9 protein-coding genes and 3 pseudogenes are annotated in these 14,321 nt (G+C 66.8%); 5 read left to right on the top strand and 7 right to left on the bottom strand.

Annotated features, from left to right (window positions below):
* Nucleotides 1-128: 128 nt before the first annotated feature.
* Nucleotides 129-1,658 carry a UDP-N-acetylglucosamine 1-carboxyvinyltransferase gene (locus IF37_RS0102650; protein WP_030735409.1) on the top strand — a complete coding sequence of 510 codons (1,530 nt, stop codon included), beginning with the start codon at nucleotides 129-131 and terminating at the stop codon, nucleotides 1,656-1,658.
* 579 nt (nucleotides 1,659-2,237) lie between these two features.
* Nucleotides 2,238-2,628: pseudogene (locus IF37_RS41445) on the top strand (tyrosine-type recombinase/integrase); the annotation flags it as partial.
* 22 nt (nucleotides 2,629-2,650) lie between these two features.
* Here the strand turns inward: IF37_RS41445 and IF37_RS44280 are convergent.
* The 5 genes from IF37_RS44280 to IF37_RS41440 all read right to left on the bottom strand — a co-directional run bounded on the left by IF37_RS44280 (nucleotide 2,651) and on the right by IF37_RS41440 (nucleotide 4,875).
* Nucleotides 2,651-3,265 (bottom strand): hypothetical protein, encoded by a 615-nt coding sequence (locus IF37_RS44280; RefSeq protein WP_158727277.1) that lies wholly within the window; start codon nucleotides 3,263-3,265, stop codon nucleotides 2,651-2,653.
* A 6-nt stretch (nucleotides 3,266-3,271) separates the two neighbouring features.
* Nucleotides 3,272-3,451, bottom strand: a complete 180-nt coding sequence (locus IF37_RS46545) for a hypothetical protein (protein WP_158727276.1) — start codon at nucleotides 3,449-3,451, stop codon at nucleotides 3,272-3,274.
* 375 nt (nucleotides 3,452-3,826) lie between these two features.
* Nucleotides 3,827-4,051 (bottom strand): type II toxin-antitoxin system HicA family toxin, encoded by a 225-nt coding sequence (locus IF37_RS0102640; protein ID WP_030735403.1) that lies wholly within the window; start codon nucleotides 4,049-4,051, stop codon nucleotides 3,827-3,829.
* Nucleotides 4,048-4,263, bottom strand: a complete 216-nt coding sequence (locus tag IF37_RS38950) for a type II toxin-antitoxin system HicB family antitoxin (protein ID WP_030735400.1) — start codon at nucleotides 4,261-4,263, stop codon at nucleotides 4,048-4,050. Before IF37_RS38950 ends, IF37_RS0102640 begins: the two co-directional genes overlap by 4 nt.
* 450 nt (nucleotides 4,264-4,713) lie before the next feature.
* Complete coding sequence (locus tag IF37_RS41440; protein ID WP_253915617.1) at nucleotides 4,714-4,875, bottom strand: hypothetical protein; 162 nt, start codon at nucleotides 4,873-4,875, stop codon at nucleotides 4,714-4,716.
* On the opposite strand from IF37_RS41440, the pseudogene IF37_RS38945 reads away from it, so the two are divergent.
* From IF37_RS38945 to IF37_RS0102615, 3 genes and pseudogenes are all read left to right on the top strand, one after another.
* Nucleotides 4,838-5,551: pseudogene (locus IF37_RS38945) on the top strand (replication initiator); the annotation flags it as partial. The gene IF37_RS41440 and the pseudogene IF37_RS38945 overlap by 38 nt on opposite strands.
* Nucleotides 5,548-5,736: a helix-turn-helix domain-containing protein gene (locus tag IF37_RS0102620; protein ID WP_030735398.1), complete on the top strand. Its 189-nt coding sequence runs from the start codon at nucleotides 5,548-5,550 to the stop codon at nucleotides 5,734-5,736. The pseudogene IF37_RS38945 and the gene IF37_RS0102620, both read left to right, overlap by 4 nt.
* Nucleotides 5,736-7,059: pseudogene (locus IF37_RS0102615) on the top strand (tyrosine-type recombinase/integrase). The gene IF37_RS0102620 and the pseudogene IF37_RS0102615 overlap by 1 nt, the downstream one beginning before the upstream one ends.
* A 98-nt stretch (nucleotides 7,060-7,157) precedes the next feature.
* Here the strand turns inward: IF37_RS0102615 and IF37_RS44270 are convergent.
* The gene (locus IF37_RS44270) at nucleotides 7,158-7,445 is read right to left on the bottom strand and encodes a contact-dependent growth inhibition system immunity protein (RefSeq protein WP_063886349.1); all 288 of its coding nucleotides are present in this window, start codon (nucleotides 7,443-7,445) and stop codon (nucleotides 7,158-7,160) included.
* A gap of 2 nt (nucleotides 7,446-7,447) precedes the next feature.
* Entirely contained in the window at nucleotides 7,448-14,158 is a 6,711-nt protein-coding gene (locus IF37_RS0102610) for an RNase A-like domain-containing protein (RefSeq protein ID WP_158727275.1), read from the bottom strand.
* Between the last annotated feature and the right edge of the window lie 163 nt (nucleotides 14,159-14,321).

Below are 14,321 nucleotides of genomic sequence, written 5' to 3'. Positions count from 1 at the left end.
TGATTCACCCGGGGCTTTCCGGGTACCGGCACACCCCTGCGCCGAACGGTACTGACAGTCCGTCACCGACATCACCCGAATGGCCCCCTTGGCGAGCACCATCTCATATCTGAGATAGCCTCAACCTCATGTCAGACGACTACCTCGTACGCATCGGCAAGCTCATCCGTGACGCCCGGCAGCACCGGGGCTGGACGCAGGCGCAGCTCGCGGAGGCTCTCGGCACCAGCCAGAGCGCGGTCAACCGCATCGAGCGCGGCAACCAGAACATCAGCCTTGAGATGATCGCCCGGATCGGTGAAGCCCTGGACAGCGAGATCGTGTCGCTGGGCTACGCGGGCCCGATGCACCTGCGCGTGGTCGGCGGTCGCCGGCTGTCCGGTGCCATCGACGTGAAGACCAGCAAGAACGCCTGCGTGGCCCTGCTGTGCGCCTCGCTGCTGAACAAGGGGCGCACGGTGCTGCGCCGGGTGGCCCGGATCGAGGAGGTGTACCGCCTGCTGGAGGTGCTCACCTCCATCGGTGTGCGCGCCCGCTGGATCAACGACGGCGTCGACCTGGAGCTCGTCCCGCCCGCCGAGCTGGACATGGCGGCGATCGACGCGGAGGCCGCCGTGCGCACCCGCTCGATCATCATGTTCTTCGGCCCGCTGCTGCACCGCATGGACCACTTCAAGCTGCCGTACGCCGGCGGCTGCGACCTGGGGACGCGGACCATCGAGCCGCACATGATCGCGCTGCGCCGCTTCGGTCTGGACATCGCGGCCACCGAGGGCCAGTACCACGCGCAGGTGGACCGCGCGGTCCGCCCCGGCCGGCCGATCGTGCTGACCGAGCGCGGCGACACGGTGACCGAGAACGCGCTGCTGGCCGCCGCCCGGCACGACGGCGTCACGGTCATCCGCAACGCCTCCTCCAACTACATGGTCCAGGACCTGTGCTTCTTCCTGGAGGCGCTGGGCGTCAAGGTGGAGGGCATCGGCACCACCACGCTCACCGTGCACGGCGTGCCGGACATCGACGTGGACGTCGACTACTCCCCCTCCGAGGACCCGGTCGAGGCGATGAGCCTGCTGGCCGCCGCCGTGGTCACGGAGTCGGAGCTGACCGTGCGCCGGGTGCCGATCGAGTTCCTGGAGATCGAGCTGGCGGTCCTGGAGGAGATGGGGCTCGACCACGACCGCAGCCCCGAGTACTGCGCGGACAACGGCCGTACCCGGCTGGTCGACCTCACGGTGCGGCCCTCCAAGCTGGAGGCGCCGATCGACAAGATCCACCCCATGCCGTTCCCCGGCCTGAACATCGACAACGTCCCGTTCTTCGCGGCCATCGCGGCCACCGCGCAGGGCAAGACCCTGATCCACGACTGGGTCTACGACAACCGCGCGATCTACCTGACCGACCTGAACCGCCTCGGCGGCCGGCTCCAGCTCCTCGACCCGCACCGGGTCCTGGTCGAGGGCCCGACCCGCTGGCGCGCCGCGGAGATGATGTGCCCGCCGGCACTGCGCCCCGCGGTGGTCGTCCTGCTCGCGATGATGGCGGCCGAGGGCACGTCGGTGCTGCGCAACGTGTATGTCATCAACCGGGGTTACGAGGACCTCGCGGAGCGCCTGAACTCGGTGGGGGCACAGATCGAGATCTTCCGGGACATCTGAGGACTCTGAGAAAAAGTAGCGCGAAACCCCTCCTGACCTGCACAAATAAGAGGACAGGAGGGCGTGCCTTTGGGACTTTTCTGGGACTTCTGGCCGGGCGCAGAGTCAACGAGCGCGGAGCAGACTGCGGCAGTCAGCTCGCCGCGGGGATCCGCCCTTGTCTCCAGCCCACAGCACCCCACACCCGCCCCGAGGAACGCCCCTGGCGCGGGCGCCGAGGAATCTCGCGCTGTACCGGGAGAAGTTCCGCCGCCGCCTGCCGGAGTCGCTGGACCAGTTGCACGGGCCGATCCCCACGGTGTCGTGGAACTTCCGCTGCACATGGCCTGGTCGGGAAAGACCTCACACACACGCGGCTCCTGGCGGATGTGATCACGCTCGGCTCGCCGTATCCCCTGGTTCTCACCGGTGGATACGCCGTGAGAACCCGGCGCCTATGACCGATATCGCGGCCACGCTCCGCGCCGGCCTGGAAGCAGGTCGCCTCCCATCCCCGCGTGTTTGCCACCCTCACCGCGCTCTCGTACGGCCGCGTCCACAGGCGACGCGTCAACGGCTCCGCCCGTTGCGGCTGCGGACTCCCTCAGGAAGCACAATGCACGGCAGGACAAGAAGCGCGAATCGGCAGGCCCGGACTGGGAGGACAGCGGCCTCGTCTTCACCACGCCCACCAGCCAGCCTCTCGTCCCGGCTCCGCAGCTTCCTCGACCGGGTAGGACTCCGGCGCATCCGTTTCCACGACCCCCGCCGCTCGACTGCGGTCCCGCTCCTGGAACAGGGCGTCGACCTCGTCGTGATCAAGGAAATACTCGGCCACACCCACATCCGTGTCACCGCCAGCGTTTACGCGCACGTTCGACTCCGACGCCAGCGTGACGCCATCGACGCCCTGGGGCACCTCCTCGGCTGCCGAAATATTCGACGGGGCTCCTCAATCATGCGGAACGCGACTCGTAGAGGGAAACCATAAGGTCTCACCTCTTTATGATCGATCAGATCAGGATGTCGAGTCCCAGTGCGCCCGAATATCGACTCGCCCACCCTTTGGCCGACGCCAGGATATCCATAGACCTTCCATTCGACAAGCGAATCGGCGCTTGCGTCAGCTGTCCCTGAATTTTGGACTCCAGGTCGAGGGAGCCAATATCACGCGCCAATACCAGAGCTTGTACGAGGCGAGCTGGATAGTTGGCCACGGGAAGCCAAGCATAGAGATTACCCCGCTGCACATCTTCGGAAGAAGACAGCAGCAAACACAAGTCGATGCGGTCAGTTACGAACTGAGTAGCTCGCCCCAGCCCCTCCCGAAGAAACTCCTCCACCAAGCTGTCTACCGCTTGAGGCCACGGCATCTCGTTACTTGAGCTACGAATCGATACAGACATACGCCCGTACTTCTCCAAAGCTGGGCCGAACTTGGCGTCCCCCACGTTCATGTGCCAGGCCAGCATGCCCGCAGCATCCTTGGAGATCCATCCGAGGTACGCTAGATCATCTGACTCCCACCGCACTTCGCCCCGCCGCGACACCTCAGCCTCGGAAGGGACAACGCCGAGCTCCATGGCTGCACGCAACACAGCCGGTGCGGTCAGCGACTTAGCAGCCATCCAACATCACCACTTCGTCCATCTGCGAGGCCCGTTGGGCACCCTTACGAGGTCGAATACCATCCCATCGGGCGTGTCACGATACGTCCACAGCTCGCCGTAATCGACACCCATTTCGTTCATGTAGCGTCGCAACTGCCTAGTACCAGCCTTGATCCCGCTCTCGGTATTAGGCTTGAGCTCCACAGGGAATCCATCTGCAGTAAATCCGTCTGGAATATTGCCTGGCGAGATTTGATGACCGCGCGAATACCCAAGGGAGTCCAAATGCTCTCCCCATTCGGGCCCATTATGGACTCTCGTCCATCGGGAAGCAGCGGCGCTATTCCCGGACTGGAGGTTTGTCGGGCATCCGCCAGAATTGCGGACCAGAGCCGACGTCTTCCCCGTCAGCACATAGTACGTGTGCTAAGCGACCCCTCTCTACCTGCGTTTTCGCAGGTCAAGCGGTATTCGACGGTCCGCTGAGGTGCGGGTTCGGCCGGGGTTGTTCGTGGTTGTTGCCGTCACTACTGCCGTCAGAGGTCCAGACCTGTTCCAGACCCGGACTGGGCCTCTGGGCTACTTGAGGTGCTCAGTGAGGTCGTCCACGGTCCAGTCGGCCTGGCGGAGGATGGAGCGGAGGGTGCCGGGCGCGAGAGAGCGGTGTAGGGGCACGATGACGGTGCGGTCGTCCTTGCGGTACTTGGCGTGGCTGCCCCGGGTCGCGATGTGGCCGAAGCCGGCGCGTTCGAGCGCCTTGGCGATCTCGGTGCCGGACAGGCCATGGGGGACGGCGGGGCTCATGCGACGCGGACCTCGACCGGTGCGGTGATCACGTCGGCGACGACCTCGGGGGCGGGGGCGTCCTCGAAGTACAACTCCAGCGCCTCGCGGAGGTTGGCCAGGGCCTCTTCGATGCTCTCCCCCTGGCTGGTGACCTCGACCTGGAGACAGCGAGCCACGTACCACTCGTCCTCACGGGTGACCGCAGCGGTCAGATGCAGTGCGCGCGTCATAGATGAAAGTCTGGCACGCCGAGCGACGCCGTCAGAGGTTTTCCGCCCGTGGACCACCGCATGCGGTGAGCCTCCAGCGACGCGCGGTCGGGGGGCGACTCCCCGTCGGAGGCGACGCCGGCCACCGCCCTCGGTGAGCCCGGCGACGGACGAGAAGGGTCGGCCCCCTGGTCGGCCCTGTGCCTGCGATCCGGCCGTAGGACGGTCGTAGGCGACAACTTGCTCCGCCAGGAGCCCAGTTACGGTCAGCTCGGCGACCAGGCAGATTGCCGCTCCGGCAGCCCTGGATCACCCCCGGCTGCCGGGGCGGCTCGCCACCTGCGGCGTAGCTGGCCTCCCGATTGAACGGCGGGCTTGTCGGCGACGGCGGCCAGCTCCGGCGGGCGGGGCCCGCCTTGAACCTCGTAGAGAAAATCTGAACGCACGCCCAGGGCCGCCCGGCGCGGCGGGTCAGTGACCCCGCCCGCCGCCGCCCGACTCCAGGGCCTCGACGCGGCCACGAAGGTCGGCCATCTGCTGAACGGCCTCGGCCAGCGCTCGTTCCAGCGCCTCGACGCGGGCCGTCGTCCCACCGATCCGCAGTACGGACTTCACCGGCGGCGGCCCGGTCACCGAGCGGCACGTCGCCGCCTACATCGCCAAGTACGCCACCAAGGGCGCCGAGACCACCACCGGCACCCTCGACCGCCGCCTCCGCTTCCTCGCCTAACTCGCCACCCACGACATCACCGACCACGCCCGCCGCGTGATCCACACCGCCTGGCACCTCGCCACCAACCGCCGGCACGCCCACTTCCGACTGCGGCAATGGGCCCACATGCTCGGCTTCCGAGGCCACTTCTCCACCCGCACCCGCCACTACTCCACCACCCTCGCCCACCTCCGAGCCGAACGTACCGCCTGGCGAACCGGTCAACCCGACACCGCCAGCCAGACCCCAGCAGCGGCTGAGACACGGGCCGGTCAGACGGACGACAGTCCGGTCGATGACCGAGCCGGACACCCCACCGACCTGGCATCCGGTCACCGCAACATCCCCGGTCAGCGCGTGGACTCGGACACCACGCTGGTCATCTCCCACTGGCAGCACGCCGGAACCGGCCTCCTGCCCGAACTCGAACACCTCGCCAACCTCCTGGCCACGACGCGACAGACCCGACCCGAGCAAACGACCCGAACCCGGCGCTCGGAACACTCTGGTGACCGCGCCGGTCGCCCCGCCGGTCACCCGGTCAGTCACTCCACTGATCGGCTGACCAGCGCTGCCCGGGCGGGGGCCGTCACGTGACCGTCGGCACGGAACTCCTCACCGTCCCCCAGGTCATGGAACGCCTCCAACTCGGCCGCACCGCCGTCTACGACCTCATCCGCACCCGGCAACTCCCCTCCCTCACCCTCGGCCGCGCCCGCCGCATCCCCACCCACGCCCTCACCGACTTCATCCACACCCGCCTCGAACAGGACGCCGCCTGATGACCTCACCCCGCGACACCCCCGCCTCCCGCCGCACCCGCGCCAACGGAACCGTCTACCAGCGCAAGGACAGCCGCTGGGAAGCCGCCGGATACGTCCTCGCCCCCGGCAACACTCGCAATCGCGTCCGCGTCTACGGCAGCACGCGCACGGAGGCACTGGCCAAACTGACCGAGAAAATCGCCGCCAGCAACCGCGGCGTCCCCATCATCACCGCCCAGGGAAGCCTCGCCGCCTACCTGACGTACTGGCTGGAGAACGTCGCCGTCCAGCACCTTCGCGAGACCACCCACACCCGCTACACCGCCGTCGTGCGCCAGTACCTCATACCGGGCCTGGGCCGGAAGAAGCTCGCCAAGCTCGCCGCCAAGGACGTCCGAACCTGGCTCAACGAGCTGCGGACCGTCTGCCAGTGCTGCACTCGCGGCATCGACGCCGGACGCGACCCGAACGCACAGGCCAGCCGACGCCCGCGCTGCTGCGCACTCGGCCTCTGCTGCGGCAAGCGGCTCTCTGCACTGACGCTCGCCTACATCCACTCGGTGCTCAAGTCCGCCCTGGAGCACGCCGTCCGTGAGGAGGAGATCTCCCGCAACGTGACCCGCAACGTCCGCACCGGAACACCCCGCCCCCGCCGCTTCAACCCCCTCACCGCCGACGAAGCACGGCAGTTCCTCGCCGCTGCCCACGGGCACCGGCTCGCCGCGCTGTTCGAGCTCGCCCTGCGCACCGGGCTGCGCAAGGGCGAACTCCTCGGCCTGCGCTGGGAAGACCTCGACCTGGACAGCGGCACGGCCAGCATCCGCCGGACCCTCCAGCGCACCACCAGCCGGGGCCTGGCCACCCTGCCGACCAAGACCATCAGCTCGGAGCGGCGCATCACCCTGCCGGCCTCCTGCGTCGCCTCGCTTCGCGCACACCGCGAGCGGCAGGCCCAGGAGCGGGACCGGGCGGGCTCTGTGCGGCAGGGCAGCGGGCACGTCTTCACGCGGCCGGACGGGCACCCGATCGAGCCCGCCACCCTCACACGGCACTTCAACGCCCTGCTCCGCGAAGCTCGCCTGCGGCCGATTCGGTTTCACGACCTCCGCCACTCGACGGCGACCCTGCTTCTGGAGCAGGGCGTCGAACTCGTCGTCATCAAGGAGTTACTGGGGCACGCCCACATCGGGGTGACCGCGACGGTGTACGCACACGTACGACTCCGCCTCCAGCGCGACGCCATCGACCTCCTCAGCCCAAGCTCTCGCGAAACCCTCGGAGTCCGTCAGCGAGCCCGACGACGGCGACGACCCGCCGCCTTGTTCAGCATCCGTCCGCTGACGTTGCCGTCAACTACTGCCGTCAGACACCGCAGAGGCCCCACCGGAACGTGCTCCGGTGGGGCCAGCGTGGTTGCGGAGACAGGGTCACACGGGTGTTTATCCCCTAAGCAAAACCTCGCCTACCCGACTCAGCCAGTCCTGAATTGACACCCCGTCTTCGCGAGGGTCATAGCAAGCACCAGCTTCGTCAAGCCAGATGCTCGCCAGTCGGCTTTCGTCCGCCCCGGAAGCAAGGATCGAAAAGATCTCGCCACTCAACGCTTCCACCACTTCGAATACCTCACGCTCGCGAAATAGCGAGACGATCGCAATGGGGCTGTCCGCCTCAAGATCGTAATCTTGATGAAAGTACGCTTGCGCCAGGTAGTTGATCTTCGGATACATGGTCACGGCTCCGGATACGAGGTGATGATGAGGTACCCGTCTGGCATCGAAGGATTTCGCTGCAACACAGTCCGCACGCTAGATGGGCCCAATATGTTACCCGTGGATCGCTCCAGAACTCGGCCGCCAGCGGCATCCATCGGATTCGTGATCACGAGACGCCGATCCGCGCCAGCAAGCCACTGGGCAATATCGCCCTGATTCGCAGCGATATTGTCTCCGGTTGCAGTTTCTGCCGCAGACAGGTCAGTGAACGTCGAAGAGTAACGAATGTTGCGGGCGGCAAGTTGCGCATCCGTCCTTCCAACATGGCGAGCAATCGCGTGCCCGCCGGCATTCTCATGCAGGGGTAGATCACAGGCTGCATTCGTATTGTGGACCAAGACCGGGACGCCGCCCGCCACAACGTAGTACGTGTGGAGTTGGTCGACCGTCAGGTTGTACATGTCCGCGGTGCCGGGGCGGGTGCGGACCGTGTCGATGCGGACGTGGTGGTCGTTGGCGGTGTTGAGGAGGTGACCGGGCTTGAGCTTGCCGGCGGGGATCCAGGTGTGGAGGGTGTCGTCCCAGAAGGGGTGACGCGAGGTGGTGTGGAGGGTGGCGTTGCGACCGTCCGTACCGCGGATCGTTACGTCGACGAGGTCGTTGTCGCGGTGGACCAGGCGAGCGGTGACCTTGCGGGGGCCTCGGTGTTTACCGTTCTCCGGGTCGGCGCTTTCCACGCGGTCACCCGGTTTTATCTTGCCGATGGCCTTCGTCTTCCGGTCCGCCATCAAGACCGGTGTCTTGGGATCGAAGCTGCAGAAGGGAACGCCCTCCTGCATGGCCTCTGCTTCGAGAGCTGTGGCAGCGGAGATGCCGACCGCAAGGTCACCGAGTGATTCGCACAGGCTAACGGCCGTGCAGGGATTGCTGGGTACGTCCTTGATGTCGGACCAGTGGTCGTAGAACTGCTGGAATCCCTGGCAGGAAGAGGTCCAGAGCAGGTCTTCACCGCCGCACCGTTCGCGGTAGTACAGCTCGACGTTCCACGCCGGGGAGAGGTCCGACCGGTAGGTGCCGTAGCCCATCATCTGCGTGATCGTGGGCTTGTGGCCGCCGAACTTCTTCATGAGCTTGAGCGGAGGCAGTTTCCTGCCCTGTGGCGGCTCATAGTGGGGGGAGGCGGGGTCGTTGTACGACTTGTAGGGCTTGTAGGTGCCGTTGTCTCCGGAGCAGTAGTGCGGGTAGCAGGATTCGAGTCCGCTGGGGTCGGCGGAGGTGATGGGGTTGTCGGCGGCGTAGGTGTAGCCGCCGAGTTCCTGGGGGCTGGCGGCTTCCAGAATCGGGTCGAGGCTGATGAAGCGGCCCAGGCTCGGGTCGTACTTGCGGGCGCCTACGTCGGTGTAGCCGGTGGAGCTGTCCTGGGGTGCGCCGAGGTAGGAGTGGGTCGGGTCGGGCCAGGCGGTGCTGTTGCCGCTGGCGCGCGGTTGGCCGTAGGGGGTGTACTGCTGGCGTGCGACCTGCTGAGTGGTGGTGTCCATCGACAGGGTCGCCGTGCCGTGCGGGTCGTTGAACAAGTACTTCAGTCCGCCGCCGGAGAGGCTGGAGCGCACGGCCACGGGCTCTCCGCTGCCGCCGTGGGTGTAGGTGCGGACGGCGCCGAGGAGGACGTTGGGGGTGACGCTGGTGTTGACGATGATCTGGGTGTCGCCGGCGAAGAGGGTGGTCTTGCCGGGGTCGCGGCGGATGAGCTGATTGCCGTCGGCGTCGTACAGGTACTTGGTGGTTGTGGGGCTGGTACCGCCCGCGTCGACCTGTGCGAGGTGGTTCTCGTCGTCCCACGTCAGGGTCTGGATGGGCCCGGTGGTGGGGGTGCGGGTGTGCAGGTTGCCGTCTTCGTCGTAGACGAACGCGGTCGGGTTGGTGCCTCCGGTGGCGGCGGTCAGAGTGTGGGGCTGGTCACCGGAGGAGTTGCAGTTGGTCTTGCAGCCGTAGGCGTAGCTGGTGGTGGAGGTGGTGCCGGAGGTGCCGATGGCGTGGTCGACGCTCTGTTTGCGGTTGCCGATGGCGTCGTAGCTGAAGGACTGCCAGTAGGAGCCGGCCGTTGTGGTGACGGTGCCGGTCGTGGGCGGGCTGGCGGCGCAGTTGTCGTTGGCGGTCCAGGCGTCGGTCAGCCGGTCCAGGGTGTCGTAGCGGTAGCACTGCTGGTCGGTGACGGTATTGCCGGTCTCCGACTGCTGGTCGGTCGTGGAGGTCGGGTTGCCCGAAGCGTCGTACTTGTATGTGGTGTCGTCTACCGTCGGGCCGGGAGCCTGAGTGCGGGTGATCTTGCGTTCTTGCAGTCGGAGGGTCTGGTCCTCGTAGTCGTACGTGACTGTGGCGGGATTGGTCGAGGCACCCAGCGTGATTACGGACGGCTGACCGTAGTTGGTGTAGACGGTGCCGCTGACGTAGGTGAAGGCGCTGCTATCGGTCGTGCTTGGATTACCCAGGGCGTCGTGGCCGTAAGTGATCAGCTCGTTGCTCAGGTTCTGCGCACGTGGGTCGCTCTGGGTGGCCAGCAGCTGGTCCCGGATCGTGTAGGTGTAGGTCGTCGTGTAGGACGACGGCAGTGGCGCCTCGGAATCCGGCAGGCTGATCTTTGTTCCGGTCGGTTTCCCGAGGACGGTGTAGCCGGTGGAGGCGACGGTGTAGCCGCCGGTGACGCCCTGGACGTAGCGGGTGGAGGAAGTCGGCAGGCCGATGCGCAGGGTGTCGTAAGTCCAGGAGGCGAACTTGAAGTTGGACCTTGATTCGTCGGTGCCGGTGAGTTTGCGGCCCAGCAGGTCGTAGGTGTAGTCGAGTTCGACCTTCTTGGCGTCCGTGCTGGAGGTCAGGTTGCCGGCGTCGTCGTACCCGTAGCTGCTTCCGCCGGCGTCCGGGTCGGTCTGGGACGTCCTGTGGCCGAGCAGGTCGTAACCAGCCGTCCACGTTGTCTGGTCCGGGCCGGTGATCCGCGTCTGCTGTCCGGCGGCGTTGTAGCCGTAGGTGGTGGATGAGGTGGTGCCGCCGGTGGCGGTGAAGCCGGCCGTCGCGGATCCGCTCAGCGTGGGTGCGGCGGTGTACTGGTCGAGTTCGGTGGTCTGACCGCGGGCGTCGACTACCGTGGTGGTGGCCACGCTGCCCTGGGGAGGCAGGACGGTGGTCCTGTCACCGGTGTAGGCCGTGCTCGTGGTCCAGGACTTGACCCCGTTGTGCTCCTCGGTGACCAGGCCGGCTCGTCCCTGGCCGTCGTAGTCGGTGACGGTGGTGTCCGGGATGGACACCTGCGAGACGGAGATGAGCTTGCTGCCGGGGGTGGTGCCGCTCACGTTGTACGCGTTGTTGGTGGCAACCGTCCAGCCGTGCGAGTCGTACTCGGTGTCCGAGACGGTGGTGCTGGAGTTCTCCGCTGTCGCCTGCGTCTGCAGCGGCCGCATCATCGCGTCGTACAGTGTTTCGCTGGTCTTGTAGGTCCCGTTGTCCAGCAGTGTTTTGGAGGCGACGACGGTCGGGGCCGTCTGGGACGGGCTGTAGGCGTAGATCATGTTCGCCGGCGCGCCGTTGGCCTTGATCTCATTGGGCAGCCACACGTCGGTCAGTCGGCCGAGTGCGTCGTAGGCGAGTGAGGTGAGCAGGCCGGCCGCGTCCGTCTTGGCGGTGGGCAGGGCGCGGGACGGGTCGATGGTGCTGCTGGTGAGCTGGCAGTCCTTCGATGAGGTGGTGGCAGTGGAGCAGTCCACGCCGGGTGTGACCTGGGTGATGGTCGTACTGCTGGTGGGGAGCTCGCCGCTGGAGGGGGTGTAGCGGGTGAACACGGTCTGGGCGAGGCTCTTGCCGTCCGGTGAGGTGGACTTCGGGGTGCGGGTCGCCTTGGTGGCCCGGCCGTAGGAGTCGTAGCTGGTGGTGGCCTGGTCTATGAAGGCGGTCGCGGTTGCGCCGGTGGCGGCCGATGCCTGCTGGACCAGGCTGACGTCACCGGTCGTGGGCAGAGCCGGGTTCTGCTGGCCGTCCCCGTCGTAGGCGAAGGCGTTGGTGTCGTAGGAGCTGCGGGTGTCGGCGATCAGGGTTCCGCTGGGAGTGGCTCCGGCGCTGGAGCAGTCCTGTGCGGTGGTGATGACCTCGGCGGGCACCACCAGGGTGGCACTGCTGCCGGTGAGGTAGCGGGTGTAGGTGCACTTGGCGACGTTGTTGCTGTCGGCGGTTTCGCCTCGGTCGTCGACCTGGACCGGCATGCCGGTCGTCGACTTGCCCAGGGTGGTGTTGTAGAAGGTGTCGGTCTCGGTCTTGCGCCATCCGTAGGAGACGGCTTGTCGGGTCAGTGTCTCGGCGGGGCGGACCATCTGGGCGGTCAGGTCCGGAAGGCCGCTGCGGTTGCGGGTGGCGGTGGGGCCGATGACCGTGGGCACGTTGACGACGGCCTTGTCCAGGCTGCCCTTGGCGCTGGTGTAGGTGTCGGTCTCGAAGGTCTGGCCGGCGAACGCGTCGTTGTCGGGGACCGAGGTGGCGCCGTCCTGGCTGGTCAGGTCGGGCACGGCACGGGTCTTGCCGCCGGGCAGGGTGTCGCCGTTCATGCCCAGGAAGTAGTGGGATTTGGTCAGGGTCTTCTGGTCGTTGACCTTGGCGCCGTTGGTGTAGTGGAAGACGTTGGGGTCTCCGGTGGTGACGTCCACCTCCGGGTAGCCGCGGAACTGGCCCCAGGTTCGGTTCTTGGCCTTGACGAGTTCGTTGTCGTCGTAGTGCCAGCCGGGGTTGCCCTTGTAGGTGTAGTCCGTCTCCAGCTCGGGCTGCGTGCCGTCCTGGTAGGAGTTGTGCGGGTCCGTGGTGACGACCGAGGCGACCTTGTACTTGTAGAACCAGTCCATCCACGGCGCGGGCTGGCCGTCCGGTGTCCAGTACACCGGAAGGCAGGACAGGGTGTTGGTGGACGCGAAGGTTCTGGCCGCCGCGTCGGTGGGATCGTTGGGGTCGCTGGCCGGTGCGCTGGAGCAGTCGGGCCGGTCGTAGATGACCGTCGTCTGCGCGCCGGTCTCGCTGGTGACCGTCTGGATCCGGTCGTGGTACATCAGCGGCATCTGCGGGATGGTGCCGACCCGGTTGGGCAGTTGCAGCGGCGGGTCGAAGTTCACCGTCGGCGTGGATGTGCTCCCGGCTGCACCCCCCAGAGTGTCCAGGCCGGTGCGCTGGATGGAGTCCAGCCACAAGGTGGGCGCGTGGTCACCGCCATCGGGGAAGGACTGGGAGAAGGTGTACTTGTCGACCTGCTTGGTCGCACCGCCGGTCTGGATCTGCGTCGTGATGGAGGTCAGGCGCCTGCGCGACCAGAAGCTCGGGCTGTGGTTGGTGCAGCTCGATCCGGAGGTGCAGTTCAGGTCGACCGGTACGTCGGGCCAGTAGGCGGCGTTGGCCGCGGCGAACTGGGTGTCCGCGCAGGTGTTACCCGACGGCGTGCCCGGGATGCAGCGTTCGGCGGTGTCGAAGAGGATCTGCTCGGGGGCAGTGCCCGAGTAGATCGTCGAGGACGTGATGCCGTAGTCGATCCGGGACAGGGTGCCGCCGCGGGTGTAGGCGACCGAGGTGTCCTTCTTCGCGGCGCCGTAGTAGCCGGTTTCCGGTGAGTAGTACCAGGCGGTGGCATTGCCGTGGGTGTCCACGGCGTAGTCGAGGTTGAACCGGTAGCCGAGCGTGCAGGCGGTGGCGGCGAAGTCGGTGCTGTCCGGGCAGTCGGTGACGCCACTGTGTGCGTGGTAGACCGGTTCGGTCCACACGGACTTGGTCTCTTCCTTGCCGCTGGTCCAGCCCGGCAGGTGGTTGAGGCCGAAGAAGTACTGCACCCCGTCGCTGGTGACCTTGAAGTACTCCCCGTTCGCCGTCTTGTTCGAGGTGTCGGACAGGTCCTCGATCTTGGTGGTGGCGTTGTCGTCAGCGGGGCGGAGGGTTTTGGTCGAGTCGTCGTAGACGATGTCGGTGGACGTGCCGTTCAGCGACAGGGTGAGGATCTGTCCGGCCCAGCACTGGTCGCCATCGTTGTCAGGTGCCCCGGACGAGGAGTCGTCCTTGCAGGGCTTGTAGGTGCGCTCGATGTAGTTCTCGGTGGAGCTCCAGCCGTCACCGAGCCAGGAGGACTGGTTGTTGGTCCCTTCGGTGCGCGCGTCCTGGGTGCTGGAACTGTAGGAGAGATCGACGTTCGGTACCGTTCCGCCGATCGCCGGTGGCACCGTGATCGGGTAGCTGTAGGTGAACGCGCCCGTGTTACCGGCGATCGACCAGGAGCCGCCCGGTGACAGGTTGGTCGCCGAGTAGTCGCCGGACGGACCCGAGGCGTCCGAGGTCGCCGCCATGACCGTCATCGCGCTGGACGAACTTGTTGCTGATCGCGAGGTGGCGGCTGACGGAGACGCCGCACTGGCCGTGCCCGGGATGGTCACCTGCGCGGACAACGGCGTCCCGGGAGCCGTGCGTATCTCGGTCTGTGCCTGGCACTTGGCCAGCTTCGGCGTGGTCAGGGCGCAGTCGGGCAAGCGGACCAGGTGCAGACGGGAGGCGAAGTCACCGCCGAAGGCGTAGCGGAAGGAGGAGTCGTCTACCCGCAGGGCCACCTTGCCGCCTCCGGGGCTGGTGCGCTGCAGGGCGAACAGCATTCCGTGGACACCGGCGGCACGCGTGGTCTTCTGGTCCAGTACGCGCACCCGCACGCGCTGCGATGCAGCCACGGCGGTCGGCTGAAGGTGTGCGCCTGCGGCAGGGCCGAGGAGGACGGGGGTGCTGCCGGCCCGCCTTTGCATCGCCCTTGCGGTGAGACCCGAGGAGACGGCCGTGACGGGAAGAGTAACCACGGCACTGCTTGCTGAGGGCAGTTTGGCGTGAGCGGTGGGG

Source organism: Streptomyces sp. NRRL S-31 (assembly GCF_000718775.1).
GTDB lineage: Bacteria > Actinomycetota > Actinomycetes > Streptomycetales > Streptomycetaceae > Streptomyces.
Note: the sequence above shows the minus strand (reverse complement) of the source record. Positions and strands in the feature narration are given on the sequence as shown.

Excerpts from the sequence above, each read along its gene's own strand:
- IF37_RS0102650 (WP_030735409.1), top strand. The coding sequence starts at position 129 with ATGTCAGACGACTACCTCGTACGCATCGGCAAGCTCATCCGTGACGCC.
- IF37_RS44280 (WP_158727277.1), bottom strand. The coding sequence starts at position 3,265 with ATGGCTGCTAAGTCGCTGACCGCACCGGCTGTGTTGCGTGCAGCCATG.
- IF37_RS0102640 (WP_030735403.1), bottom strand. The coding sequence starts at position 4,051 with ATGAGCCCCGCCGTCCCCCATGGCCTGTCCGGCACCGAGATCGCCAAG.
- IF37_RS38950 (WP_030735400.1), bottom strand. The coding sequence starts at position 4,263 with ATGACGCGCGCACTGCATCTGACCGCTGCGGTCACCCGTGAGGACGAG.
- IF37_RS44270 (WP_063886349.1), bottom strand. The coding sequence starts at position 7,445 with ATGTATCCGAAGATCAACTACCTGGCGCAAGCGTACTTTCATCAAGAT.